At 35.4% G+C, this 26,711-nt stretch carries 21 protein-coding genes; 5 read left to right on the forward strand and 16 right to left on the reverse strand.

The features are described from left to right. Nucleotides 1–11 precede the first annotated feature (11 nt). From AC000W_RS08810 to purL, 8 genes are all read right to left on the reverse strand, one after another. The gene (locus AC000W_RS08810; RefSeq protein ID WP_474747658.1) at nt 12–1,823 is read right to left on the reverse strand and encodes an acyl-CoA dehydrogenase family protein; all 1,812 of its coding nucleotides are present in this window, start codon (nt 1,821–1,823) and stop codon (nt 12–14) included. Between the two features lie 16 nt (nt 1,824–1,839). Then, nucleotides 1,840–3,030, reverse strand: coding sequence for an acetyl-CoA C-acyltransferase (locus tag AC000W_RS08815; RefSeq protein WP_474747660.1), 1,191 nt, complete (start codon nt 3,028–3,030; stop codon nt 1,840–1,842). A gap of 8 nt (nt 3,031–3,038) precedes the next feature. Beyond that, nucleotides 3,039–5,435 carry a 3-hydroxyacyl-CoA dehydrogenase/enoyl-CoA hydratase family protein gene (locus AC000W_RS08820; RefSeq protein ID WP_474747661.1) on the reverse strand — a complete coding sequence of 799 codons (2,397 nt, stop codon included), beginning with the start codon at nt 5,433–5,435 and terminating at the stop codon, nt 3,039–3,041. A 17-nt stretch (nt 5,436–5,452) separates the two neighbouring features. Continuing rightward, the gene (locus AC000W_RS08825) at nt 5,453–5,905 is read right to left on the reverse strand and encodes a MarR family winged helix-turn-helix transcriptional regulator (protein WP_474747662.1); all 453 of its coding nucleotides are present in this window, start codon (nt 5,903–5,905) and stop codon (nt 5,453–5,455) included. Nucleotides 5,906–6,029: 124 nt separating this feature from the next. Next, a complete protein-coding gene (locus AC000W_RS08830) occupies nt 6,030–6,269 on the reverse strand; it encodes a hypothetical protein (protein WP_474747664.1) in 240 nt (79 codons plus the stop codon). A gap of 38 nt (nt 6,270–6,307) precedes the next feature. Further along, nucleotides 6,308–8,077, reverse strand: coding sequence for an AMP-dependent synthetase/ligase (locus AC000W_RS08835; RefSeq protein ID WP_474747665.1), 1,770 nt, complete (start codon nt 8,075–8,077; stop codon nt 6,308–6,310). A gap of 104 nt (nt 8,078–8,181) precedes the next feature. Then, nucleotides 8,182–8,850, reverse strand: a complete 669-nt coding sequence (locus tag AC000W_RS08840; RefSeq protein WP_474747666.1) for a DinB family protein — start codon at nt 8,848–8,850, stop codon at nt 8,182–8,184. Between the two features lie 69 nt (nt 8,851–8,919). Beyond that, on the reverse strand, nt 8,920–12,609 hold the full coding sequence (gene purL, locus AC000W_RS08845; RefSeq protein ID WP_474747668.1) for a phosphoribosylformylglycinamidine synthase: 3,690 nt from the start codon (nt 12,607–12,609) through the stop codon (nt 8,920–8,922). Nucleotides 12,610–12,896: 287 nt separating this feature from the next. On the opposite strand from purL, the gene AC000W_RS08850 reads away from it, so the two are divergent. Continuing rightward, nucleotides 12,897–14,495, forward strand: a complete 1,599-nt coding sequence (locus tag AC000W_RS08850) for an amidohydrolase (RefSeq protein WP_474747669.1) — start codon at nt 12,897–12,899, stop codon at nt 14,493–14,495. 16 nt (nt 14,496–14,511) lie between these two features. Here the strand turns inward: AC000W_RS08850 and AC000W_RS08855 are convergent, their stop codons facing one another. Continuing rightward, nucleotides 14,512–15,723: an RsmB/NOP family class I SAM-dependent RNA methyltransferase gene (locus tag AC000W_RS08855; RefSeq protein WP_474747670.1), complete on the reverse strand. Its 1,212-nt coding sequence runs from the start codon at nt 15,721–15,723 to the stop codon at nt 14,512–14,514. A gap of 71 nt (nt 15,724–15,794) precedes the next feature. Here AC000W_RS08855 and AC000W_RS08860 point away from each other — a divergent pair, with 71 nt between their 5' ends. Continuing rightward, nucleotides 15,795–16,823 carry a WD40/YVTN/BNR-like repeat-containing protein gene (locus tag AC000W_RS08860; RefSeq protein ID WP_474747671.1) on the forward strand — a complete coding sequence of 343 codons (1,029 nt, stop codon included), beginning with the start codon at nt 15,795–15,797 and terminating at the stop codon, nt 16,821–16,823. A 6-nt stretch (nt 16,824–16,829) separates the two neighbouring features. Here AC000W_RS08860 and AC000W_RS08865 read toward each other — a convergent pair whose 3' ends face one another. From AC000W_RS08865 to AC000W_RS08895, 7 genes are all read right to left on the reverse strand, one after another. After that, complete coding sequence (locus AC000W_RS08865) at nt 16,830–17,282, reverse strand: hypothetical protein (protein WP_476658673.1); 453 nt, start codon at nt 17,280–17,282, stop codon at nt 16,830–16,832. Further along, complete coding sequence (locus tag AC000W_RS08870) at nt 17,269–17,790, reverse strand: hypothetical protein (RefSeq protein ID WP_474747674.1); 522 nt, start codon at nt 17,788–17,790, stop codon at nt 17,269–17,271. Before AC000W_RS08870 ends, AC000W_RS08865 begins: the two co-directional genes overlap by 14 nt. A gap of 32 nt (nt 17,791–17,822) precedes the next feature. Continuing rightward, entirely contained in the window at nt 17,823–18,371 is a 549-nt protein-coding gene (locus AC000W_RS08875; protein WP_474747676.1) for an RNA polymerase sigma factor, read from the reverse strand. A 56-nt stretch (nt 18,372–18,427) separates the two neighbouring features. Continuing rightward, nucleotides 18,428–20,254: an ABC transporter ATP-binding protein gene (locus AC000W_RS08880; protein ID WP_474747677.1), complete on the reverse strand. Its 1,827-nt coding sequence runs from the start codon at nt 20,252–20,254 to the stop codon at nt 18,428–18,430. Further along, nucleotides 20,254–21,975 carry a phospho-sugar mutase gene (locus AC000W_RS08885; RefSeq protein WP_474747679.1) on the reverse strand — a complete coding sequence of 574 codons (1,722 nt, stop codon included), beginning with the start codon at nt 21,973–21,975 and terminating at the stop codon, nt 20,254–20,256. The genes AC000W_RS08880 and AC000W_RS08885 overlap by 1 nt, the downstream gene beginning before the upstream one ends. A 116-nt stretch (nt 21,976–22,091) precedes the next feature. Further along, nucleotides 22,092–23,039 (reverse strand): glycosyltransferase family 2 protein, encoded by a 948-nt coding sequence (locus tag AC000W_RS08890; protein WP_474747762.1) that lies wholly within the window; start codon nt 23,037–23,039, stop codon nt 22,092–22,094. A 50-nt stretch (nt 23,040–23,089) separates the two neighbouring features. Further along, nucleotides 23,090–23,611, reverse strand: a complete 522-nt coding sequence (locus AC000W_RS08895) for a DUF4199 domain-containing protein (protein WP_474747680.1) — start codon at nt 23,609–23,611, stop codon at nt 23,090–23,092. Between the two features lie 170 nt (nt 23,612–23,781). On the opposite strand from AC000W_RS08895, the gene AC000W_RS08900 reads away from it, so the two are divergent. From AC000W_RS08900 to mtaB, 3 genes are all read left to right on the forward strand, one after another. After that, nucleotides 23,782–24,033 (forward strand): type B 50S ribosomal protein L31, encoded by a 252-nt coding sequence (locus tag AC000W_RS08900; protein ID WP_474747682.1) that lies wholly within the window; start codon nt 23,782–23,784, stop codon nt 24,031–24,033. Between the two features lie 83 nt (nt 24,034–24,116). Then, nucleotides 24,117–25,292: a GlmU family protein gene (locus AC000W_RS08905; RefSeq protein ID WP_474747683.1), complete on the forward strand. Its 1,176-nt coding sequence runs from the start codon at nt 24,117–24,119 to the stop codon at nt 25,290–25,292. A 77-nt stretch (nt 25,293–25,369) separates the two neighbouring features. Continuing rightward, nucleotides 25,370–26,698, forward strand: a complete 1,329-nt coding sequence (mtaB, locus tag AC000W_RS08910; RefSeq protein ID WP_474747685.1) for a tRNA (N(6)-L-threonylcarbamoyladenosine(37)-C(2))-methylthiotransferase MtaB — start codon at nt 25,370–25,372, stop codon at nt 26,696–26,698. Nucleotides 26,699–26,711: the final 13 nt, after the last annotated feature.

A 26,711-nucleotide genomic window follows, 5' to 3' on the forward strand; every position in this document is an offset into this window, starting at 1 on the left:
ACTTACTTGAATTAGTCAAAGGTATAACCATTATCTGCAGCCACCTTGTCCGCAATTTGTGTGCGTAAGGCTACTACATTAGGTTGATTTGTATATTTTGTAAAACGTTTAAGGCCCATAAGCATCATTCGCTGTTCATCTCCTTCAGCAAAAGAAACAATAGCTTCTTTTCCTTTTTTGATAACAATATCTACAGCATTGTATAAGTACAATCTGGACATTGCGATTTGGGTAGCTTGTGCTTCTTCCCCAAAACGTTTTGCATTTTTTTCTGTTCTTAAAATGGTAGACTCTGCCATATATACTTGTATTAGAATGTCAGAAGCAGCCATTAATAATTGTTGATGAGACTCTAAATCGGGCCCAAATTTTTGTACTGCACTACCGGCTACCATTAAGAATACTTTCTTTAATCTGGTTACAAGGTCTTTCTCTTCAGCAAATAGCTCTGAATAATCTGGAGTGTCGAAAGATGGAATACCCATCAACTCTTCACCAACAGCAGTGGCAGGACCTAATAAATCAACGTGCCCCTTCATTGCTTTTTTTACCAACATTCCTACAGAAAGCATTCTATTTATCTCATTTGTCCCTTCATAAATTCTAGCAATACGAGCATCTCTCCATGCCTTTTCCATGGGAGCATCTGCACTAAAGCCCATTCCTCCAAAGATTTGAATACCTTCATCAGTAACAAATTGTACAAGTTCCGAAACGGCAACTTTAAGAATAGAACATTCTATGGCATATTCTTCAACACCTTTTAATTCAGCTTCTTGATGTGAATTGCCAGAAGCTTCTCTTAGAGCAATTCTATCTTCAATATTTTTTGCAGCTCTATAACAACCAGATTCACTAGCATAACAAGCAGTTGCCATTTCAGCAATTTTAGATTTAATAGCTCCAAAAGTTATGATTGGAGTTTTAAACTGAATTCTTTCGTTGGCATAATTTACAGCCTCGCCAATGATTCTTCGTTGGGCCTCTAAGCATGCTGCTGCCAATTTAATTCTACCAATATTAAGAGCATTCATGGCTATTTTAAAACCATTTCCTCGCTCCGAAAGCATATTTTCCACTGGAACCTTTGTTTCATTAAAAAATACTTGTCGGGTAGAGGAGGAGTGAATTCCTAATTTCTTTTCTTCATCACCTAAAGTAATTCCATTTTCTGGGTTATTCTCAACAATAAAACCAGTAATATTCTTGTCATCCCCAATACGGGCAAAAACTATAAATATGCTACAGAAACCAGCATTGGAAATCCACATTTTTTGCCCAGTTATTTTGTAATGCTTTCCATCTTCTGATAATACAGCTTTTGTTTTTCCTGAATTGGCATCAGACCCAGCTCCAGGCTCGGTTAAACAATACGCACCAAACCATTCGCCTGAAGCTAATTTTGGAACATATTTTTGTTTTTGCTCTTCTGTTCCATACAATGTTATTGGCATGGTACCAATTCCTGTATGCGCCCCGAATGCAGTGCTAAATGAACCTGTGGCACCAGAAATATAATCACAAACAAGCATAGTAGAAACAAAGCCCATTCCCATACCACCATATTCTTGTGGTACAGCAATGCTTAATAATCCAAGTTCACCAGCTTTACGCATACATTCCTCAGTGTAGGCATAATCTTTATGTTCAAATTTTTCCCAATGAGCCCATAGTTCGCGATCAACAAATTCTTTGGTTGATTCACGCATCATTTTATGCTCTTCAGTTAAATCTTCAAGAGTAAAAACATCGTCACAGTTTGTTTCTTTGACCAAAAATTGCCCACCTCGTAAGATTTCTTTGTTTGCTATATCTGTACTCATAATTTTAATTACTTAGTTATTTCAAAAATTCATAAATACCTGCTGCACCTTGACCAGTGCCAACGCACATTGTTACCATACCGTATTTACCTTGCATGTTTCTTTTTCTCATTTCATCAAATAATTGAACTGATAATTTTGCTCCTGTACATCCCAATGGATGACCTAAAGCAATAGCACCACCATTTACATTAACAATGTTTTGATTTAAATCTAACTCTCTTATTACCGCTAATGATTGGGAAGCAAATGCCTCATTCAATTCAATTAACTCCACATCATCCTGTTTTAATCCAGCCTGTTTTAATACTTTAGGAATTGCCTTTACTGGACCAATTCCCATTATTCTTGGTTCTACACCAGCGGCTGCATAATTTACCAAACGTGCAATAGGTTCAATATTTAATTCTTTTACCATGTCTTCGCTCATGACCATTACAAAAGCGGCCCCATCGCTCATTTGGGAAGAATTCCCAGCAGTGACACTGCCACCTGCTGCAAATACAGGACGAAGCTTATTCAATACCTCTATTGAAGTACCTTTTCTAGGGCCCTCATCTTTGGTAACAGTATATTTTTTTGTTGCTTTCTTACCATTTTCATCAATGTAAGTTTGCTCCACCTCAATAGGAACAATTTGGTCTTGAAAGCGGTCTTCTGCTTGTGCTTTTAAAGCTTTCATATGAGAATTAAAGGCAAACTCGTCTTGGTCTTCTCTGGATACTTTAAATTGATTAGCTACGGCTTCGGCCGTGTTTCCCATGCCCCAATAGTAATCTTCATGACCAGCTTTAGCCAAATCATAATTTAGTTCCGTTTTATAACCAGTCATAGGTACCGAACTCATACTTTCAGCTCCACCGGCAATAATACAATCTGCCATTCCAGACTGAATTTTTGCTGTTGCAATACCAATTGTTTCAATTCCGGAAGAGCAAAAACGGTTCACTGTTACTCCAGGTACATCAACAATATCCAATCCCATTAAGGAGATTAAACGTGCCATGTTTAATCCTTGAGAACCTTCTGGCATGGCATTGCCCACAATAACATCATCTATTCGTTTTTTATCAAGCTGTGACAATTCTTTCATCATGTATTCAATGGTTTCCGCTGCCAGTTCATCTGTTCTTTTAAAGCGAAATACCCCTTTTGGTGCCTTGCCAACTGCTGTTCTATATGCCTTTACTATATATGCTGTTTTCATTTTTATAACTAATTTCTTAAAGGTTTTCCTGTTTTAAGCATGTGTTGAATTCGCTCTAATGTTTTTCTTTCTGTACAGAGGGATAAGAAAGCTTCTCGTTCTAAATCCAACAAATATTGCTCAGATACTAAGGTTGGCTCGGATAAATCTCCACCTGCCATTACGTAGGCTAACTTATTGGCGATTTTATGGTCATGCTCACTAATATAGTGGCTTGCTTCCATGGCATCTGTACCAACAAGGAACATTCCCAATGCTTGCTTTCCAAGAACTTTTACATCTTTTCGTTTTACAGGTTGGGTGTAACCTGCCTCTGCCATTAATTTTGCATGAGCTTTAGCGGTTGCTACTTGCCGGTCCTTATTGACCACTACGATATCCTTTCCTTTTTGAAGCACTCCCATATCAAAAGCTTCATAAGCAGATGTTGATACTTTTGCCATACCAATGGCCAAAAAATATTCTTGCAGGACATTAAGCTCTATGTCTCCTTTTTTAAAGGAATCCGAAGCTCGTAATGCAAACTCCTTAGACCCACCACCGCCAGGAATAACACCAACTCCAAACTCAACCAAACCAATATAAGTTTCAGCTGCTGCTATGACCTTGTCAGCATGTAGTGAAAGTTCACACCCACCACCCAGGCACATTCCATGTGGAGCAGAAATAGTAGGAATAGATGAATAACGCATGCGCATCATAGTGTCTTGGAACATTTTTATGGCCATATTGAGTTCATCATATTCCTGTTCAACCGCCATCATAAATATCATACCAATATTAGCTCCAACGGAGAAGTTGGCCGCTTGGTTACCAACAACAAGACCTTGGTAATCCTTTTCGGCCAAATCCAAGGCTTTATTTAATCCAGCTAGGACATCACCACCAATGGTATTCATTTTTGATTGAAATTCCACATTTAAAATACCGTCTCCCAAATCCTCTACTACAACTCCACTATTCTTAAATACTTCATTGGCCTTTCTAATATTGTCTAAGATGATAAAGGCATCTTGCCCTGGAATTTTTTCCATTCCTTTTTTAGGAATATCATAGAAATATGTTGCTCCATCTTTTACTGAGTAGAACGAAGTTTCTTTCATATCGGAAACCCAATCAGCTGCGGTTAACCCTTCTGCTTTTATTAGTTCCAATCCTTTTTCTTTGCCAATTGCATCCCATATTTGAAATGGACCATGTTCCCAGCCAAAACCAGCTTTCATGGCATCATCAATTTTATATAGCTCATCGGTAATTTCTGGAATACGATGTGATACATAGGCAAATAATTGCCCAAAACTTTTTCTAAAGAATTCTCCAGCTTTGTCTTTTCCATTCACTAAAACAGGAAAGCGGTCTACAACTTTATCAATGGTCTTGGTGAGTTCCAAAGTGGCAAATTTTGCGCTTTTTTTAGAGCGATAATCCATTGAATCTAAATCCAAGGTCAAAATTTCGCTTTTACCATCTTTACCTTTTACTTTTTTATAAAAACCTTGCCCAGACTTACTGCCTAGCCACTTGTTTTCTGACATGGTTTTGATAAAATCTGGTAGTTCAAAAAGACCTAAGCGTTCATCATCCTTACAATTTTCATGAATTCCATTTGCAACATGAACCAAGGTATCTAAACCAACAACATCAACGGTACGGAAAGTGGCAGATTTTGGTCTTCCAATAACTGGGCCTGTTAACTTATCTACTTCTTCAACCGTCATTCCCATCTCTTTAACTGCATGGAAAAGACTTTGAATACTGAAAATACCAATTCTGTTTCCTATGAATGCCGGAGTATCTTTCGCGATAACAGATGTTTTTCCTAGAAATTGTTCTCCATAACTATTTAAAAAGGACAATACTTCAGGCGAGGTTTTTGGGCCAGGAATAATTTCAAATAACTTTAAATATCTAGCTGGGTTAAAAAAGTGTGTTCCACAAAAGTGTTTTTGAAAATCATCACTTCTTCCTTCACTCATAAATTTGATTGGAATACCAGAAGTGTTGGATGTTACAAGTGTACCAGGCTTTCTATGCTTTTCAATATTTTCAAATACGATTTTTTTAATATCCAATCGCTCCACAACAACTTCAATAATCCAATCAACATGTGCCACTTTAGCAATATCATCTTCTAGGTTTCCAGTAATAATTCTACTGGCAAATTTTTGATGATAAATAGGGGAGGGTTTAGACTTTAGTGCTTTGGTAAGAGACTCGTTTACCAAACGGTTACGAACTACTTTGTCATTTAAGGATAGTCCTTTGGATTTTTCACGGTCATTTAATTCTCTTGGTACTATATCTAATAACAAGACTTCTACACCAATATTGGCAAAATGGCAAGCAATACCACTTCCCATAATTCCGGAACCTATAACGGCTACCTTTTTAATATGCTTGTTCATTAATTTTATTGAATTGATTAATTAGTTGTATTCTGTTTTATAAATATTTCTTTCTCTGCAATGACTTTGTTTATGGTTTCTATTACTTCAAAAAAACTATTTAATTTTTCATCTGACACATGCTCTTTTATAGCATCATTAAATCGTAATACAGCATTTTTAGAATCTTCCCTTTTTTGTAAACCCAATGGGGTTAGATGTATTAGAACTCCTCGACCGTCCTCAGGATTCGGTTTTCTGTAAATAAAACCTTTATCCTCCATTCTTTTTAAAATCCTTGACAAACTTGTTGCCTCCATTCCCATTTTAGGCCCCAATGCCGTAGAGGGAGTACCCATTGAACGACTTATACTAAGAAGAGTAAAACCAACTGCCATGGTAGAATCAAAATTTTTGGCTTCTTCATTATACATTTTAGAGACCGCTTGCCAAGTAGCTCTTAAAGCATAATCTATCGTCATTTCTTTCATAAAGTCATTTTTCAATCTTTCAAATATATAAAAAATTTATTATGCATGCATAATAAATTTAAAATATTCGATAAGAATATTAGGTAAAAAAAGTAGAATGGAAGAATATAAATACTTTCCTTTTTTAACCGCCTCGTTTTTTAATCTCAGAACTTACAAAAACTGAAGCAAAAATTGGAATCATAGCAAGTGGTCCCATAACCGTTGGAACTAGGTAAATTAATATTGATTTTTGCCCCTGTTCCAGTTGATATATAGCAATACCTAATACAAAACACATTATAATTAATGCAGCAATACCAATTCCTAATAAAATTTTATTGTACTTTTTTAGCTGTAGGGTTGTGTGTTTTTCTAAGGCCATTATTTATACCAATTTAATATTGACGATTTAGAAAAGTTTTAACGCTCGTAAATATCATTATATAAATCTAAATATTTTTCCTTGATTATTTTACGCTTAAGCTTCATAGTAGGGGTAAGGTGTCCACCTTCAACAGTCCAAGTATCTGGAGTTAGCCTAAACTGTTTTACTTTTTCCCATTTGGCAAAATTTTCATTACAAGTATCCACTTCTTGTTGGTAGCGTTCCAGAACTGCTGTATTACTCAAAAGATTATTTTTATCTACTTCTGTATAACCGTGTCTTTTTGCCCATTCTTCTAAAAAAGCAAAATTTGGTTGAATAAGTGCAGCTGGCATTTTTTCTCCTTCACCAACAACCATCACTTGTTCAATAAAACGAGATTCTTTCATTGAGTTTTCCAATAATTGAGGAGCCACATATTTACCTCCAGAGGTTTTAAACATTTCTTTCTTACGGTCGGTAATCATTAAAAAACCATCTTCATCAATTTCTCCAATATCTCCAGTATGGAAATAATCTCCAGACATTACTTCAGCGGTTTTTTCTGGGTCTTTATAATAGCCCATCATAACATTTGGCCCCTTGCACAAAATTTCACCATCTTCTGCAATTTTTACTTCTACACCATCCATTATCTTACCTACTTTGCCAATTTTCCATCCATGATTTTTCATTTCACTTACAGAAATACCAGGAGAAGTCTCTGTAAGACCATAGCATTCCATAATTGGCATTCCAGCTGCCCCAAAAATATGCCCAAGCCTTGGTTGTAGAGCCGCACTACCAGAAGCCATCATTTGTAAGTTACCACCCATTGCTTCTTTCCATTTACTGAAAATCAATTTTCGGGCCAGTCCCAACTTCTTTTCATACCACCAACCATTTTTACCATAAGGTTCAAATTTGAAACCTAATTCTACAGCCCAAAAAAACAATTTCTTTTTAATTCCAGTTAACGCTGTTCCCTTGGCTATAATAGCATCGTAAACCTTTTCTATTAATCTGGGGACCACCGTCATGGCAACGGGTTTCACTTCTTTCATATTATCACTTATCTTGTCCAAACCTTCAGCAAAATAAATTTCATAGCAAAGGAATTGATAGGCATAGGAAAATGTACGTTCAAAAATATGACAGATGGGTAAAAAGCTCAAGACTTTGTCTCCCTGTTTTAGTGGCAATCTTGTTTTTGCAGAAAGCACGTTTGATGTAATGTTGTTATGGGAAAGCATAACGCCTTTTGGTTTTCCAGTTGTACCAGAAGTATAAATTATGGTAGCAAGATCTTTTGGCTGCACAGCATTTTTTCTTTCTTCAACCTTATCCTGATTAGAACTGTCTTCCCCAAGTTTTAATACTTCTTCCCAGTTATTGCAATTGTCTAAAGCATCAAAAGAGTAAACATCTTTTACAGTTTTTAGTTTTTGGCTGATTTTTAAAATCTTATGAAGCACTTCACTACAAGAAACAAAAATGTATTTTGCCTCTGAGTGATTGATAATGTATTCATAATCATCTTCAGAAATAGTGGGATAAATTGGAACTGTCTGTGCCCCAATTTGTAACACTCCAATATCCATGATGTTCCACTCTGTGCGGTTGGTCATGGAGATAAGAGCAATTTTATCATTGGGTTTAACGCCCAGCCTTAACAATCCACGACTAATGGCATTTGCCTTATCTATATACTCTTGTGTAGAGGTTGCGACCCACTTACCATTATATTTAGTCACAAGACTTTTTTCCAATGGAAAGTTTTGCAATTGATAATAAGGAAAATCAAATAATCTAGTGACGTTTTGCATACTAAGTATCTAAATGGTAATTGCAAAATAAGAAAAGGAAATGGTTTAATAAAATAGAATTATTAATGAAAAGTGATTTTAATTGATAAATCAGTATTTTATAATTAATTTTTTGAAGATGGCAATCTACTTTTTATCCACTTTATCTGTCCATTATGATTTGATTCATGCTCACAGATATGAAACCATTTACAGTAATTGTTTGTTGGTCCCCACTGCCAATTTTCATCTATTTGCATCAGCCATTCATCATCTCTTTTTGCAAATTCTTTAAAGGTATTCTCTCTAACTTTAGTCATATGGTCAATATAATATTCCAAATCGTTACCTTTAATTTTTTCTCGGGCATTTTGGCCAAGAAAACCTGGAAGATTCAATTCCTCCTTTTCCTTGTCCAGAATTTGGTCATAACTGATGTTTTCCAAAGTAAAAATTTGATAAAACCTGTCAACAGCAGCCAAATGCATAAGCATTGCTCCAATACTATTGGAGTTCTCATCATGTAAATAATCCAAATCTTCAACTGTTAAACCCTTTACTGTTTCCAATACTGTATTTCTCATCCACGTCATCATAGAAACCAGAGTTCCAATCTGTGGTGAATAGCCTTCTTTTGGACCAATAATATTGTCTTGGAAAGTTGAATTTGAGAATATTACCTTTGTATTACTTGAAGAAGCAAGAATATTAGTAGCTGCAATTCCGCCAATTGCAAATAGAGAAGATGTTTTAATGAAATTTCTTCGATTGAAGCTCTTGTTTTGATTTTCCACGGTTAATGTGATTTATCAATCAAATTAACCTTTTTATTTAGGTCATCAACTTAATTTTATCTTAAAAAATCACTTTTTGGTTTTCTCAATCCAATTTCTGGCATTTACAAAAGCTTCTAACCAGGGAGAAACTTCATCTTTTCTGTTTTGTGGATAGTGTGCCCAGTTCCAAGGGAAAATACTACGCTCTATATGTGGCATGGTTACCAAATGACGTCCAGATTTGTCACAAAGCATGGCTGTATTAAAATCGCTTCCATTTGGGTTTGCTGGGTAGCTGTCATATCCATATTTGGCAACAATTTCATAATCATCTTCAGAATGTGGCAAACTGAATTTACCTTCACCATGGGATATCCAAACCCCTAAGGTTAAACCTTCCAGTGTTGAGAGCATTATAGAATTGTTCTTTTGAATTTTTACAGATGTAAAATTACTTTCATGCTTGCCAGATTCATTGTAAGTCAATTTTCCATGAGTTTCATGTTCTGGATTTATCAAATCCAATTCCATGAACAATTGACATCCATTACAGATTCCAACCGAAAGTGTATCATGTCTTGCAAAGAATTTTTTAATGGCTGTATTAGCCTTTTCATTATATTTTATAGCCCCAGCCCATCCTTTGGCACTTCCCAAAACATCAGAGTTAGAGAAACCACCTACAGCACCTATAAACTGTATGTCTTCCAAAGTTTCACGACCAGATATTAAATCGGTCATATGCACATCTTTTACATCAAAACCGGCCAGGTACATAGCGTTTGCCATTTCTCTTTCAGAATTGCTTCCTTTTTCACGAAGGATTGCTGCTTTTGGTTTCTCTACCTTACCAGAAATGACAGGTGCTGTTCCTACAAAATTTACAGGAAAGGAATAATTTAGAGCTTGATTTTTATAATTATCAAAGCGGTCTTTTGCCAAATTTTGGGCAGTTTGTTTATTATCTAGTAAGTACGATGTTTTAAACCATGTATCTCTAAGCGAAGACACATTCAGCCCCATTTCCATCCCTCCATTTTTGATGGTCAATGCACTCCCAGAAACTACCTTTCCAATTTTTTTGAAATCAATCTGGGCATTTTTTAAGATTGTTTCAATAGAGTTGTTTTTGGCTTGAAAAACTATACCGGCATTTTCTGAGAACAATAATTTGATGGTATCCACTTCACCCAAATTGGTTAAATCCAATTCTGCACCTAAATTAGTATCTGCAAAGCACATTTCTAACAAAGTAGTAATTAACCCACCTGAGGCTATATCATGACCTGCTACAATTTCACCATTTTTAATAGCAGTTTGAATAGTATTAAAAACGTTTTTTACATATTCAGCATCCACAACGGTTGGAGCCACATCACCAATTTTATTAAGAATTTGGGCAAAAGATGAACCACCTAACTTGTACGAATCCTTAGATAGATTAATATAATAAATATCACCTCCATTTTTTTGAAGAACTGGCTCAATTACATTGGTTATATCATTACAATTTCCTGCTGCTGAAATAATTACAGTTCCAGGAGCAATTACTTCACTATCCTTATATTTCTGTTTCATGGAAAGAGAGTCCTTTCCGGTTGGTACATTTATGCCTAAAGCAATAGAGAAGTCAGAAATTGCTTTTACCGCTTCATATAATCTAGCATCTTCCCCTGCATTTTTACAGGGCCACATCCAATTAGCAGAAAGAGAAATTGATTTTAGCCCTTCTTTTAATGGTGCCCAAATAATATTGGTCAATGCTTCTGTAATACTATTCAAGCTTCCAGCAGTTGGGTCTATCAACCCAGAAATAGGGGAGTGGCCAATAGAAGTTGCAATCCCTTCTTTACTTTTATAATCCAGCGCCATTACCCCGCAATTGTTTAAAGGCAATTGTAATGGTCCCACACATTGTTGTTTGGCAACACGACCGCCAACACATCTATCTACTTTATTAGTCAGCCAATCTTTACAGGCTACGGCTTCCAATTGCAATACTTGCTCAAGATAATCATGGAAGTTTTCCAGAGAATATGTTAGTGCTTCATATTTTTTTTCAATGGAAGTATCCGTCATTATAGTTTTTGGAGAACTTCCAAACATATCGGACAATGCCAAATCCATGGGTTTTACGCCACTGGATTTGGATTCAAATGTAAATCGGTGTTCACCGGTAACATCACCAACAGTGTACATTGGTGAGCGTTCTCTTTCAGCTATTCTTTCAAGTAAGTCAATATCTTTTTCGCCAATCACAAGTCCCATTCGTTCTTGGGATTCGTTCCCAATAATCTCTTTTGAGGATAGGGTTGGGTCACCAACTGGAAGCTTATCCAAATCAATATTTCCGCCTGTTTCCTCTACCAACTCCGACAAACAATTTAAGTGGCCACCAGCACCGTGGTCATGTATAGAAACAATGGAATTTACATTGTTTTCCACCATTCCTCTTACCGCATTTGCAGCCCTCTTTTGCATTTCTGGATTGGAACGTTGTATGGCATTTAATTCTATTGAAGAATCGAATGCTCCTGTATCTGCACTAGAAACGGCAGCACCCCCCATACCAATACGGTAATTGTCACCACCTAGAATTACAATTTTATCGCCTTTTTTTGGAATGTCTTTTATGGCTTGGTCTGCTTTTCCATACCCAATACCACCGGCTTGCATTATAACCTTGTCATACCCTAGTTTACGCGCTGTCTGGTCTAACGCAGTTGAGACCTCTTGATGCTCAAAAGTTAGAACGGAACCAGCAATTAAGGGTTGTCCAAATTTATTTCCAAAGTCCGACGCTCCATTGGACGCTTTAATTAAAATGTCCATTGGAGTTTGGTAGAGCCAATTTCTTTCAGGAAAAGCATCTTCCCAAGATCTAGTTTGTTCCAGTCTAGAATATGAAGTCATGTAAACAGCAGTTCCTGCAAGTGGTAGAGAGCCTTTTCCTCCTGCAAGTCTATCCCTAATTTCTCCCCCAGAACCTGTTGCTGCCCCATTAAAAGGCTCAACAGTGGTTGGGAAGTTGTGGGTTTCAGCTTTTAAGGAAATAACAGATTCAAATTCTTTTTCTTCATAGAAATCTGGCTTATCGGCACTTTTTGGTGCAAATTGGGTCACTTTTGGTCCTTTGACAAATGCTACATTGTCTTTGTATGCAGATACTATATCATTAGGGTTTTCTTCTGATGTTTTCCTAATAAGTTTAAACAGGGAAGTTGGCATTTCTTTACCATCAATCACAAAAGTGCCATTAAATATTTTGTGTCTGCAATGCTCAGAGTTTACCTGGCTAAAACCAAAGATTTCTGAATCGGTTAATTTTCTTCCTATTTTTTTTGATAGGTCTTCCAAATAATCGACCTCTTCATCATTCAAAGCCAATCCTTCTTGGGTATTATAAGCAGCAATATCCTCGATTTCCAAAATGGGTTCAGGTTGAATATCAATCGTAAAAATACTTTGGGAAAGCCCAATATATTTTTGGAAAAGCATAGGATCAAAATCGGAGAAATCCTTGTTAATTACTTTAAACTCTTCAATACGTATTATTCCAGAAACACCCATGTTTTGGGTAATCTCTGTAGCATTTGTGCTCCAGGGAGTAACCATTGATGCTCTTGGACCAACAAAAATGGCATCTAATGATGCCACATTTATTTTTGGTTGGTTGCCGAACAACCATATGAGTTTTGTAATGTCTTGTTGTGAAATTTCTTGAGTGGTTTGTACTGCAAAAACCTTAGTGTCTAAATCCCCGAAGAAGTGAATCATAGAATGCGAAAATTGTTTAGCTTAAGAATGCACAAATTTACATTAAAAGATATTTTTGTAACATACATGCAGAGGTGTTTTTTACTTAGTTATTAACGATTTAATACTGTTTTAAATATTAAGTTTTGAGTTAGTACTGTATAATTGCCAAAATCTCACAAGGCATTACAACTTATTATTAATTAAGAGAATAAATATTTGCGTAAAACATAATAATGCCCTGTTTGCATTTTTTTTATGATATAATTCCAGTAAATTTAATGGAATTAATGACCAACTATATGATTATGAATGGAAAACGTTTTTTTGGAAGTGTATTGATTGTACTTTCTTTGTGTGTATCTAATATTGGATTTGCTCAACAAAAGTATAGCAAGAGTAAAATTGAGAAGCTAAAACAAGAGGCTTCTGTGATAGTAGAATCTAGTAAGAAGGAAACTCAAGTGATGATTGATAAAATTTTCAGTTTTTCTGAATTGGGTTTTCAAGAGTTTGAATCATCAAAATACCTTACGGGGATTTTAAAAGAAAATGGATTTGAAATTGAAACTTCAATTTCTAATATCCCCACAGCATGGTTTGCCAAGTGGAGTAATGGGGAGGGACCGGTTATTGCGGTAGGTAGTGATGTTGATTGTATTCCAAAAGCATCCCAATATCCTGGAGTTGCATGGCATAAACCTATTGTGGAGGGAGCACCTGGCCATGGAGAAGGGCATAATTCTGGAATTCCAATGAACATTACGGCCGTTTTAGCGGTAAAAGAAGTTATGGAAAAAGAAGGAATAACTGGCACATTGATTGTGTGGCCAGGAATAGCAGAAGAATTAGTTGCTGCAAAGGCTTGGTATGTAAGAGATGGTCTTTTTGACGATATTGATATGTGTATTTTCACCCACGTTTCCAGTAATCTTGGAGTTTCTTGGGGCCCCACTAGGGGAACGGGGTTAATTTCTGTTGAATATTCTTTTGAAGGGGAAGCGGCTCATTCTGCTGGAGCACCATGGAGAGGCCGTAGTGCATTGGATGCAGCTGAATTAATGAATATTGCTTGGAACTATAAAAGAGAGCACTTACATCCTTTAAAAAGATCGCACTCCATTTTTACTGACTCTGGTGATCAACCGAATGTAGTACCATCTAAAGCAGCTATCTGGTTTTATTTTAGAGATATTAAATATGAGGGAATTATGGAAATGTACAAAGAGGCCAATGATATTGCCGATGGTGCTGCTTTAATGACTGGAACCACAGTTACTTCCAAAATTTTAGGTACAGCATGGCCACGTCACTATAATAAGGTCATAGCAGAAACTATGTATAAGAATATTGAAAAAATTGGTTTGCCAGAGTGGTCAGAAGATGATCAAGCCCTTGCCAAGGCAGTACAAACAGAGGTGAGTTCTAAGAAAATCGAAGGATTGAGTACCAAGTTATCTCCTCTTAGAGGACCCGTGTTAGAACCTATTAGTGGAGGATCAGATGATATTGGAGATATTTCGTGGAAAGTACCAACAGTTACTATGGGTTTTCCTTCTAATATACCAGGATTGCAAGGACATCATTGGAGCAATGCTATAGCAATGGCAACGCCAATTGCTCACAAAGGCGCTACTGCCGGAGCTAAGGTAGAAGCGATGACCATCTTAGATTTTCTTTTAAAACCAGAATTACTAACTAAGGCTTGGGATTATTTTAATAACGAACAAACAAAGGAAACAAAATATGAGCCCATGATTTCGGAAGATGACATGCCTCCTGTATATCTTAATGCAGATAAAATGGGAAAGTTTAAATCTCTTTTGGAACCTTTTTATTATGACGAGACAAAATATGATACTTATTTGGAGCAATTGGGAGTAAGCTATCCTACTCTTAAAGAATAGAGAATTAGGGAACTTATTACTTTTTCTCTAATAACGCCATATAAAATCCATCAAAACCACTTTTGGAAGCATAGACTTTATTTTCTTTAACTAATTTAAAGTCTGTGCCTTCCTTAGAAGATAAAAAAGAACTCACCTGATTGGAGTTTTCTTGAGGTAAAATGGAACAGGTGGCATAAACCATTTTCCCTCCATTTTTTATTATTTTGCTATAATTTCTAAGTATCTCTTGTTGTGTTTTGGTGATTTTTTCAAGAAAATCTGGTTGTAATTTCCATTTGGTATCTGGGTTACGTCTAATTACACCCAATCCAGTGCATGGAGCATCAATCAAAACTCTGTCCGCACTGCCATACAATTTTTTATAAACTTTAGAAGTGTCTATTTCTCTAGGTTCAATATTATGCGCTCCGTTTCTTCTTGCGCGTCTTTTTAACTCTTTTAGCTTACTACCGTAAATATCCATAGCAATTAATTGCCCTTTATTTTCCATTAAAGCTGCTAAGTGAAGGGATTTTCCACCAGCTCCTGCACACGTATCAACAACTCGCTGACCAGGTCTTACATCAAGAAGTTCTGCTACTAGTTGTGAGCTTGCATCTTGAACTTCAAATAAACCTTTTTTAAAAGCATCAGTTACAAAAACATTGGCACGTTCTGGTAAACGCAATGCAAAAGGGTATCCCTTTATGGGCTCAGTAGTAATACCCTCATCTTTAAGGGTGTTGCATAATTGTTCTTTTGTATTTTTAAGGGTATTTGTTCGCAAAATAACTTCTGCCTTTTGGTTTAATGCAGCCAACTCTTTTGTCCAAAGTTTATCACCTAAAGCTTTTTCACATAACTCGTCTATCCAATCTGGTACAGCTTCTCTATATTTTCTAATTTTTGAAAGCTCATCAAATTTTCCTTTGATACGTCTTTCTGGTGTAGGCTCAATCTGTTTCCAATCTGGTAATTCAATTCCCTTTAGAACTGCCCAAACAGCCCACATTCGAAAAAGTTCTGGTCTGCTATAAGGTGCCTTTACTTCGGCTATTTCTGCATATAATCTTTTGTACCGAACCATTTCATAGGTGGTTTCGGCAATAAAGCCACGGTCACGTGCTCCCCAACGTTTATCATATTTCAATACTTTTTGCACAACTTTATCGGCATACTCTCCCTCATTAAAAATTAAATTTAAAGCATCAATGACCGCAAAGACCAAGTTTCTATGTAAACGCATCTAAAAAAATTAAGAATGTAAAGGTATTGTTTTGATAGTGATTCCTCTTATTTTTAGCAAAATTTAAAGCTATGAAATACATTTTCGTTTTTGTAATCTTTTGTTTTTTAGTTTCTTGTGTTGAAGAAGAAAAGTCGCATAATTTCACCTCTGTAGAAGTTGAGGAGATTTATAAAGACTCTGTCAGCATTAGAGCTATTGAAATTATGAGCGAGAGTTTGGCCTTTGCTGGTAGTAATGGAATTTTTGGTTCTGTTGACTTAAGCACCAATAAAGTGAGAACAAATGTTCAGAAACATGATTCTATTTCACCTAGCTTTAGAGCTGTAGGACATACTTCAACCGACTTTTTTATGCTTTCTGTAGCTAATCCAGCTTTGTTGTACAAAACTGGTACTAATGGAAAAATGGAATTGGTTTATTGGGAAGAAGGTGAGGGGGTTTTTTATGACTCCATGGCCTTTTGGAATAATGTAGAGGGTATTGCAGTAGGTGATAGTATGGATGGTTGCTTGTCCATTATTATAACACGGGACGGTGGCAATACTTGGAAAAAATTACCTTGTAAACTATTACCTAAAGCTTCTGTAGCGGAAGGTGCTTTTGCGGCCAGCAACACAAACATAGAAGTGGTTGGTGACAAAACATGGATTGCCACAACGAGTAGTAGGGTATATTTTTCACCGGACAAAGGTGAAAATTGGGAGTATGTGCAAACCCCATTAATTGGAGCAGAACCCACACAGGGTATTTACTCCATTGATTTTTATGATTCAACTATTGGTTTTGTAATAGGTGGAGATTTTACCAAGCCAGAAAATAATCATGCGAACAAAGCAATTACTGTAGATGGGGGAGAGACCTGGAAATTGGTTGCTAGCAATCTGGAACCTGGATATAAAAGTTGTGTGCAATTTGTGCCAAGCGCTGGAGGTAAAGATATTGTTGCCGTTGGGTTTACAGGAATTTCATATTCAAAAGACATGGGCAACACATGGGAACAACTATCGGAAGAATCTTTTTATACGATTAGATTTTTAAATGATACCATTGCTTATGCGGCTGGAAAGGGTAGGGTTTCAAAACTAACATTTAAGTAAGTATAACTACCTGCCGCCGTGTTTTTTACGATATTCCCTTATCAATTTTTTTTGAAAGTCTTTCTCGGCCTTTATCAATAAAAGTGCTTTTTTGGCGGATAGCAATTTTTTTACTTTTAACATGAAAGCTTTGTCCAATTCCTCTTCTTCCTCTTCAATGAACAAATAACCATCCAATAATCTACCAGCTTCTTCTTCACCGACACTTTCATTGGCCAATTTGCTATAAAAGTCATGGTATTGCTTTTTTCCCAATTGGTGCCTTTTCTTTTCATATTCATTATATGCGGGCCAAAAAGTTTCCGCCTCAGTACTTGTAAGGCTTAATCGCTCTGTAAAAAAAGCCACTTTTAAGGCTTTGATTTTTTCAAACTCTTGTTTGGTCGGTTTTTGCCCAAATGACATATTTAATGCCATAAGAAAAACTGCAATGAATAATGTTGTCCTATTCTTCATCATACACATTATTTAATTCTTGTAAATCTTCAATATTACTGTCTAAATACTCAACAATTCCTTCTTGATTTATTTCTTGATTTAATATGTCATTTATTTCTACATCATGTATTGGCAATAACTCTGCCAATTCGTTCTCATTAAAATCCAATTCGTAATCTTCGAAATAATTTTCAATGCTGGTACTTGTTACATTATCAAAAGTAGGTGTCTTGTTTGTGTTTATCTTAATGGCAAAAAGCACCACAAAGACTGCTGCTATTGATGCAGCTACATAATAGTATTTTTTATAGAGTGAAACAACTTTGGTTTCATTTTTACCAACTTTTTGGAGAATATCTGTGGTTATATTCTCAAAATAGTTTTCAGGCACTTTAAAATTATTTTTAAGGCTGTCAGAATTTGGCAAAACAGAATTCTCTTCAGATATTTTGTTCAAAAGTTCAGCAGGCAAACTTTCCAAATATCCGTCTGGAATCTTAAAACCACTATTTTTCTTTCTTTCTTTCATTCTTTAGTTTGACTATCAATACTTTAAAAGGTTTAATCCTCTTTGATGAATGCTTCTATTTTTTTTACTGCCAAGTGATAGGATGCCTTTAATCCACCCACGGAAGTTTCTAAAATTTCTGAAATTTCTTCATATTTTAAATCATCATAATACTTCATATTAAAGACCAGTTTCTGCTTTTCAGGAAGTGTTGCTATTGCCTTTTGCAATTTCAGTTGAATATCATCTCCTTCAAAATATACATCCGACTGTAAATTACCGACCAATCTTTCCTGAAGTTCTACATTATTTACCCCCATTTTCTTTGATTTGGACTTTAAGAATGTAAGGGCTTCATTGGTGGCAATACGATACATCCATGAGAATAATTTACTATCTCCCTTAAAACCACCAATGTTTTTATAAACTTTTATAAAAGTATTCTGTAGCACGTCATCTGTATCATCATGGTTTAACACAATTTTACGGATATGCCAATAAAGCCTTTCCTTATAGTTGTTTATCAATACCTCAAAGGCTTTGGAAGACAACGTCTTATCCTTTTGTTTTAATTGATACAATAATGTTTCTTCGTCAATCAAAGGTATTGTCTTGTGTATTTTATATGACCTTTTTTTTAGGTAAAGGTTTAATTTGGTTACGAATCAAAAGATTGCATAGCCACCAATTTTTGATATGCGCCTTTTTTTGTAAGCAATTCTTCATGAGAACCCATTTCTGCAATTTCACCCTTCTTTAGTACAACAATAGTGTTTGCTTTTTGAATTGTTGACAGCCTATGGGCAATGACCAATGAAGTTCTATTTTGCATCATTTTTTCTAAGGCATCTTGTACCAAGCGCTCACTTTCAGTATCTAGAGCAGATGTTGCCTCATCCAATATCATAATGGGCGGATTCTTTAAAACGGCACGTGCAATGGATAGACGTTGTTTTTGCCCTCCACTTAGTTTATTACCACTATCACCAATATTGGTATTATACCCATTTGGCAGTTCTGTAATAAAATCGTGTGCATTTGCAATTTTGGCCGCATCAATAATTTCTTCCTCACTTGCATTTTCTTTTCCTAAGGAAATATTATTCTTAACAGTATCATTGAATAGAATGGAATCTTGAGTAACCAACCCCATTAAATCCCTAAGAGATTTCTTGGCCATGTCCTTAATACATATACCATCTATTTTAATTTCACCTTCGTTTACATCATAAAAACGTGTAACAAGATTTGCAACGGTAGATTTTCCACTGCCTGATTGACCTACCAGAGCCACTGTATGGCCCTTTGGAACATTAAGACTGAAATTTTTTAACACATAGTCATCCTCATATTTAAAAGAAATGCCCTGTAGCTCTATATTCTTATTGAAATCGGTTTTTACAACTGCATTTTTCTTTTCAACGATTGGATTTTCTGTTTCTAAAATTTCTAGCACTCTTTCGGCCGCGGCATTTCCTTTTTTAACCCCATAAGATGCTTTACTTATGGCTTTTGCTGGAGTTAGAATGTTATAGGCCAATCCCATGTAAGCTATAAAGGAAGAGGCGTCCAAAGTCTTGTCTACCAAAACCATTTTTCCACCAAACCATAACAATACACCAATAACAAGAATCCCAAGAAATTCCCCTGTGGGTGATGCCAAATTTTGTCGATTCAACAAGGTATTTGAGAATCTAAAAAAACGAGTTGTTGATTTTTTAAAGGTGTTGTAAAATTTAGATTCTGCATTAAAAGCTTTTATCACTCTTAAACCACCCAAAGTTTCTTCTACAATGGATAAAAATTCTCCTTGCTCTTTTTGTACTCTGTCCGACTTCTTTTTAAGTGACTTTCCAATTCTTGAAATAATCATTCCAGCAACGGGAATAAAAATAAACACAAACAAAGTAAGTTTTGTACTTATTCCGAACATAATAATGATAGTGAATAAAATGGTAAGTGGCTCTCTTACAATGAGTTCTAAAACCGATAAAAAGGAATGCTGTATTTCCAGAACATCGGAAGTGACCCTGGCAATCACATCACCCTTCCTTTTTTCCGAAAAATACGAAACAGGCAAATCTGTTATTTTTCGGTACATTTTATTACGAATGTCCTTTAAGACTCCATTCCTAAGAAAGGTAATAAAGTACATTGCCAAGTAGTTAAAAAAATTCTTTAATAGAAATAGAATAAGTACAAGCCCAATGACCAAAACCAACCCTTTCATTTGGTCATCCCCAGAATATAAATTAACTCTATAATTAATTAAGTCCTGTAAATAATCTTTAAAGTGACCTAAATCTGTATACTCTGGTTTTACTATAACTTTTTTTTCGGGTTTAAAAAGAACATCAAGCATTGGAATTAAAGCCGCAAATGAAAGCGCACTGAACAATGCATAAAGGATATTAAAGAAAATATTTAAGAATCCGTATTTGCGATATGGTATAGCAAATTTTAGAATCTTTTTGAAGTACTCCATTAACCTAATTTCAGTTCATCCAAGATACCATTAATTTTGGCATCCAATTGAGCATCAACCAATTTATAATCTGAAGATTTGCTCAAAGAAGTATTGGTTGTAATGTAAAATTTCACCTTTGGTTCTGTACCGCTGGGTCTAGCAGCTATTCTAGTGCCATCTTCGGTAACATAAATCAAAACATTGGATTTAGGGATGTCTATTATTTTATCTTCCCCAGTAATCACATTTTTTGCAATGGAAGTATTATAATCTTCTACCCAAACAACTTTAGAGCCTTGAATTGAATCTATAGGGTTTTCTTTGAAGTTTTTCAACATTTCCTTTATCTCTTCTGCACCACTTATTCCTTTTTTAGTAATTGAAATTAAATGCTCTTTGTAAAAACCATAATCAACATAACAGTCTATTAAATCTTTATAAAAGGAACTACCATTTGCTTTTGCTTGTGTTGCTATTTCGCAAGCCAGTAGAGTAGAGGTAACCGCATCTTTATCACGAACAAAATCACCCACCATATATCCAAAACTTTCTTCACCACCACCTACAAAATATTCATTTGGAAAATCTTTTATCATCTTACCAATCCATTTAAAACCAGTAAGAGACGTTTTATAGCCAATTCCATACGCTTCTGCCAATTTCTGTACCATTGGTGTAGAGACAATTGTAGTTGCAATAAATTCATTTCCTTTAAATCCTATAGTTTTTCTTTGGTCTAATAAGAATTTGGTCATTAAGACCATAGTCTGGTTTCCGTTGAGTAATTCCATTTTTCCTTCAAGGTTGCGAACTGCAATTCCCAATCTATCACTATCAGGGTCCGTTCCAACAACCATATCCGCATCAATTTCTTCTGCCTTGGCAATTGCCATTGCTAATGCTTCTGGTTCTTCCGGGTTTGGGGATTTTACAGTCGGAAAATTACCATCTGGCTTAGCCTGTTCTTCAATTACAGTTACATTTTTATAACCTGCCCGCTTTAAAACCTCAGGAATTGCAGTAATAGATGTACCGTGAATTGAAGTAAACACGATTTTAAAATCATCCTTTCCTGTAGCATTAAAACTACCGTTTGCTACAGATGCTTCAAAAAAGGCTTCATCTACCTCTTTGTCAATTAATTCTATTAGGCTTTCGTTAGCATCAAACTTTATATCTTCAAAAGAAAGGCCTTCTATTTCTGCAATAATCTCTCCATCCTGCGGAGGAACAATTTGACCACCATCTTCCCAATACACCTTATATCCATTATATTCTGGAGGATTGTGCGATGCAGTAAGTACAATGCCAGCTTGGCATTTCAAGTATTTTACCGCAAAGGAAAGTTCTGGGGTTGTTCTTAATTCTGAAAATAAATATACTTTAATCCCATTCGCAGAAAGGACTTCTGCAACTGTTCTCGCCAATGTATCGCTATTATGCCTACAATCGTATGCAATCACAACTTTTGGCTGTTTATTTGGATAGGATTCTTTAAGATAATTACTTAAACCTTGTGTGTTTTTTCCAAGAGTATATTTATTAATTCTATTTGTACCAACCCCCATAATGCCTCGCATACCTCCTGTTCCAAACTCAAGATTCTTATAAAACCTTTCCTCTAATTCTTGAGGGTCATTCTGTATAAGGTTCTCGATTTCTTCTTTTGTCTCAGAATCGAAAAAATTTGTAAGCCAAGTTTGGGCAGTTTTAAGGGCAGAATCAGTAGTATTGCTCATGAAAAATATTTTTGGTAAAGGTACATTAGATTTTTTATTTTTTGAAAAAGAGAGTCGGTCTTTCGTATTATTTTACGGGGGATTAGACCTTAATATTTGTAATTTTTTAGGTTAGATTACAAATTAACCTTTTCATCAATTGCATAATTTGCCTTGTTTTGTTTTGTTCGCAAAATAATTTCTCCTAAAAACCCAGCTAAGAAAAATTGAGTGCCAATAATCATGGATGCCAAGGCAATAAAAAATTGAGGGCGGTCTGTTATAAGTCTACCTGTAGGGTTAATAAATAGTTTATCAATTCCAAGATATAAAGCAAAACCAAATCCAATGATAAACATTAAGACCCCTAGTGCTCCAAATAAGTGCATAGGGCGCTTCCCAAATTTAGATACAAACCAAATAGTAATTAAATCTAGAAATCCGTTTATAAATCGTTCCATACCAAATTTTGTTTTTCCGTATTTTCTTGCTTGATGCTGCACTACTTTTTCTCCAATATTTATAAACCCAGCGTTTTTTGCTAAAACAGGAATATAGCGATGCATTTCCCCAGAAACTTCAATGGTTTTCACCACATTTTTTTTATATGCTTTGAGTCCGCAATTAAAATCGTGCAACTTTACACCAGATGTTTTTTTTGCTGCCCAATTAAAAAGTTTGGAAGGAATGTTTTTAGCAATGACGGAATCATATCTTTTTTTCTTCCAACCAGAAACTAGGTCATATTCTCCTTTGGTTATTAGACTATAAAGTTCAGGGATTTCCTCTGGGTTGTCCTGTAAATCGGCATCCATGGTAATTATTACATCCCCACTTGCAGCGTTGAAACCGGCATGTAATGCCTGGGATTTACCAAAATTCTTAAGAAACCTAATTCCTTTTACGTTGGGGTTGCTTTTACTAAGCTGAGAAATTATTTTCCAAGAATTGTCGATACTGCCATCATCAATAAAAAGAATCTCATATAAAAAATGATTGGATTGCATTACGGATACAATCCAATCATGTAGTTCTTTTAAAGACTCATCTTCGTTAAGTAAAGGAATTACAATAGATAATTGCAACTGCATTGTTCAATTCTAAAATTCCTTTCAAAAGTAATGCTTTTTACTTTTTAGTAGTTGTCCTTATCCTTTTTCAAAATTAAACCACTTATAAGTCCAAGAATAAGTCCAAGGATACAACTAATAATTAAACCAATTGGATATTGTAACCATGAGAGACTTTTTTGCATCTCTACACCTGTATCCCATTGCTCTTGTGTTAGTTTGGGATTTTGAGCAAAAGCTTTGGTTTTGGCTATTTCCATCACTTTATCCATAAAATCTGGTTCTATAAATGTTGTTAAAACATATTGGTATAAGAGGGAAATAATGGTTGCAATAAGGGCTATGCCAACCCCTAACTTTAATGCTTCCGAAATTTTTAGATACCCGCCATTTGCTTTTTTAAAAGCATTGACACCCATGAAAACAAAGACACCAGTAAGTAAAATAGATATTACGATTATGGGAACAGTCTGCTCATAGTGCATTTTTTGCGTAAATAACATTACACCAAAAATCACGGAGGCAAGGCCTAATAATATGCCATAGTTCAGAATGAATTTTTTAGGTTTTAATTGAATTTCTTCCATTTTATTTTAAGTTTTTAGTTGATTGTTTAATTAGTTGTTACTTCCACAATTTTGTTACATTTTAAAGATACAATTTTTTCTTTTTCTTTTTTATTAATTAGTATTGGATATTCGTATGGAAATTTATAAATTTGCACCTCCAAAATTTAAGTGGAATAAAGTTTATTAAAATGAGAAAAGGTATACATCCAGAAAATTATAGATTAGTTGCATTTAAGGACATGTCCAACGACGATGTTTTTATCACTAAGTCTACTGCGGATACTAAAGAGACTTTGGAAGTTGATGGTGTTGAGTATCCATTGATTAAATTGGAAATCTCCAGAACATCACATCCTTTCTATACAGGTAAAGCTAAATTGGTTGATACTGCTGGTAGAATTGATAAGTTCAAGAACAAATATAAGAAGTTCAGTAAGTAATAAATTACGCTTCAAAAAGTTATTAAGTCACGTTTCTATTGTTTTAGGAAGGTGACTTTTTTATTTTTACAAAAATGCCATAGATGAATTATATTCTTTTTGACGGTCCAGCTAGAAATGCCCTTCTCCCTTTTACCTATACTAGACCTGTGGCCGATATTAGAATTGGAATTTTGACCATACGAGAGAAGTGGGAAAAATATCTTGGAAACAAAACAAGCACAATTACCCAAGATTACCTTTCTGATAAATATCCAGTACTTGAATCTTCTATTAACATTTTGATTAATGCTTCTTTTTTACCAAATGAAAATTTTATGGACTTGGTTAAAAACCTAGAAGAAAATGAAGCCATTTATTATAAGGAAAAAGTTGTTGCTTTTTGTTCCAAGACAGCACAAGCAGAACAAGATTTTTCATCCTACAAAAGAATTGAGTTTAGTGGAGATGTGCTATGTATTGAGAAGACATGGGATATTTTCTCAAAGAATGGGGAAGCGCTACAAGCTGATTTTAATTTATTGACTAAAGGAAGAAAAAGCCAGCCTATTCCCAACTCAAACACGGTTATCAAACCTGAAAATGTATTTTTGGAAGTAGGCGCAAAAGTGTCCTGCAGCATTTTGAATGCATCCACAGGCCCTATCTATATAGGAAAAGATTCAGAAATTATGGAAGGTAGTATCATTCGAGGGAGTTTCTCTCTTGGTGAAGATGCTATTGTTAAAATGGGAGCAAAAATATACGGACCAACAACTATCGGCCCTCGTTCCAAAATAGGAGGTGAAGTCAATAACGTTGTTCTTTTCGCATACTCCAACAAGGGACACGATGGGTTCTTAGGGAATTCGGTGCTTGGCGAATGGTGTAATCTAGGAGCAGACACAAATACCTCCAATATGAAGAATAATTATGCAGATGTACGTTTGTGGAGTTATGAAACAGAAGGTTTTGCTCGAACTGGACTTCAGTTTTGTGGATTAATGATGGGGGATCATAGCAAGTGTGGTATTAATACAATGTTGAATACGGGAACGGTAATAGGTGTAAGTGCAAATATTTTCGGTTCTGGGTTCCCAAGGAATTTTATCCCTAGTTTTAGCTGGGGAGGAGCTTCTGGTTTTACAAAGTACCTACCCAAAAAAGCTTTTGAAACAGCGAGAGAAATGATGTGGAGAAGGGAAGTAGAGTTTGATGATAAGGAAGCAGCTATTCTAAATCATGTTTATGAGGAAACCAAGAAGTGGCGTAAAAGCTAGTTAGACATTTTACATCGCCAATAACTTCAAAACAAACTTCTTATCTTTGCAAACCCTCTTATGGAATCATCCAATAAATGAAAAAGAAAGTTGCATTTTACACTTTAGGCTGTAAGCTTAATTTTTCTGAAACCTCCACTATAGCAAGAAACTTTAAAGAAGAAGGTTTTGAGAGAGTGGATTTTTCTACTGCTGCGGATATGTATGTAATTAATACGTGTTCTGTTACAGATAATGCTGACAAACGATTTAAAACCATTGTAAAACAGGCGCAAAAGGCTAATCCAGATGCTTTTGTAGCCGCTATTGGTTGTTATGCTCAGCTTAAACCGGAAGAATTGGTTGCAGTAGATGGAGTTGACTTAGTTCTAGGAGCCACAGAAAAGTTTAAAATCACAGATTATGTAAACGACTTATCAAAGAATGATAAAGGTGAAGTTCATTCTTGTGAAATACAAGAGGTGGATTTTTATGTGGGCAGCTATGCCATAGGTGATAGAACAAGGGCTTTCCTTAAAGTGCAAGATGGTTGTGATTATAAGTGTACCTATTGTACTATTCCATTGGCTAGAGGTATATCTCGCAGCGATACACTTGAAAATGTGCTGAAAAATGCTTCAGAAATTTCAGCTCAAGGTATAAAAGAAATTGTTCTTACAGGAGTCAATATTGGTGATTATGGTAAGGGAGAGTTTGGGAATAAAAAACACAAACATACTTTTTTGGAATTGGTAAAAGCTTTGGACAAAGTAGATGGAATCCATCGATTAAGAATATCATCCATAGAACCCAATTTGCTTAAAAATGAGACTATAGATTTTGTGGCTCAAAATAATTCGTTTGTGCCACATTTTCATATTCCGTTACAAAGTGGAAGTGATACCATTTTAAAGTTAATGAAAAGAAGGTATTTAAGCAATTTGTATATAGAAAGGGTTGCCCGTATAAAACAGGCAATGCCACATGCTTGTATTGGAGTAGATATAATTGTAGGGTTTCCAGGAGAAACAGACGAACATTTTTTGGAAACCTACCATTTTTTAAATGAATTGGGTATATCTTACCTCCATGTTTTTACATATTCAGAGAGGGATAATACAATGGCAGCTTCTATGGAAGGAGCAGTCCCTAAAAATGTGCGTGCTAAGCGCAGTAAAATGCTCCGAGGACTTTCTGCTAAAAAGCGACGTGCATTTTATGAGAGTCAGTTAGGAACCGTAAGAACCGTTTTGTTTGAAGGAGAAAATAAAGAAGGGTATATACATGGATTTACGGAGAACTATGTTAAGGTAAAGACTCCTTGGAATCCTTCTTTGGTAAATACGCTCCATGAAATAAGGTTGACGGAAATCGATGAAGATGGGATGGTACGGTTAGAATTTATAAACAGTGGAGTAGAGGTATAAAAAAACCTCTTGG

It is taken from the genome of Saonia sp. (genome assembly GCF_056326165.1).

Bases quoted from the DNA above. Each gene is read 5' to 3' on its own strand.
- AC000W_RS08895 (WP_474747680.1), bottom strand. From the start codon at position 23,611: ATGGAAGAAATTCAATTAAAACCTAAAAAATTCATTCTGAACTATGGC.
- AC000W_RS08820 (WP_474747661.1), bottom strand. From the start codon at position 5,435: ATGAACAAGCATATTAAAAAGGTAGCCGTTATAGGTTCCGGAATTATG.
- AC000W_RS08830 (WP_474747664.1), bottom strand. From the start codon at position 6,269: ATGGCCTTAGAAAAACACACAACCCTACAGCTAAAAAAGTACAATAAA.
- AC000W_RS08815 (WP_474747660.1), bottom strand. From the start codon at position 3,030: ATGAAAACAGCATATATAGTAAAGGCATATAGAACAGCAGTTGGCAAG.
- AC000W_RS08825 (WP_474747662.1), bottom strand. From the start codon at position 5,905: ATGAAAGAAATGACGATAGATTATGCTTTAAGAGCTACTTGGCAAGCG.
- AC000W_RS08905 (WP_474747683.1), top strand. From the start codon at position 24,117: ATGAATTATATTCTTTTTGACGGTCCAGCTAGAAATGCCCTTCTCCCT.
- mtaB (WP_474747685.1), top strand. From the start codon at position 25,370: ATGAAAAAGAAAGTTGCATTTTACACTTTAGGCTGTAAGCTTAATTTT.
- AC000W_RS08885 (WP_474747679.1), bottom strand. From the start codon at position 21,975: ATGAGCAATACTACTGATTCTGCCCTTAAAACTGCCCAAACTTGGCTT.
- AC000W_RS08865 (WP_476658673.1), bottom strand. From the start codon at position 17,282: ATGATGAAGAATAGGACAACATTATTCATTGCAGTTTTTCTTATGGCA.
- AC000W_RS08860 (WP_474747671.1), top strand. From the start codon at position 15,795: ATGAAATACATTTTCGTTTTTGTAATCTTTTGTTTTTTAGTTTCTTGT.
- AC000W_RS08835 (WP_474747665.1), bottom strand. From the start codon at position 8,077: ATGCAAAACGTCACTAGATTATTTGATTTTCCTTATTATCAATTGCAA.
- AC000W_RS08900 (WP_474747682.1), top strand. From the start codon at position 23,782: ATGAGAAAAGGTATACATCCAGAAAATTATAGATTAGTTGCATTTAAG.
- AC000W_RS08850 (WP_474747669.1), top strand. From the start codon at position 12,897: ATGAATGGAAAACGTTTTTTTGGAAGTGTATTGATTGTACTTTCTTTG.
- AC000W_RS08810 (WP_474747658.1), bottom strand. From the start codon at position 1,823: ATGAGTACAGATATAGCAAACAAAGAAATCTTACGAGGTGGGCAATTT.
- AC000W_RS08880 (WP_474747677.1), bottom strand. From the start codon at position 20,254: ATGGAGTACTTCAAAAAGATTCTAAAATTTGCTATACCATATCGCAAA.
- AC000W_RS08855 (WP_474747670.1), bottom strand. From the start codon at position 15,723: ATGCGTTTACATAGAAACTTGGTCTTTGCGGTCATTGATGCTTTAAAT.
- purL (WP_474747668.1), bottom strand. From the start codon at position 12,609: ATGATTCACTTCTTCGGGGATTTAGACACTAAGGTTTTTGCAGTACAA.
- AC000W_RS08870 (WP_474747674.1), bottom strand. From the start codon at position 17,790: ATGAAAGAAAGAAAGAAAAATAGTGGTTTTAAGATTCCAGACGGATAT.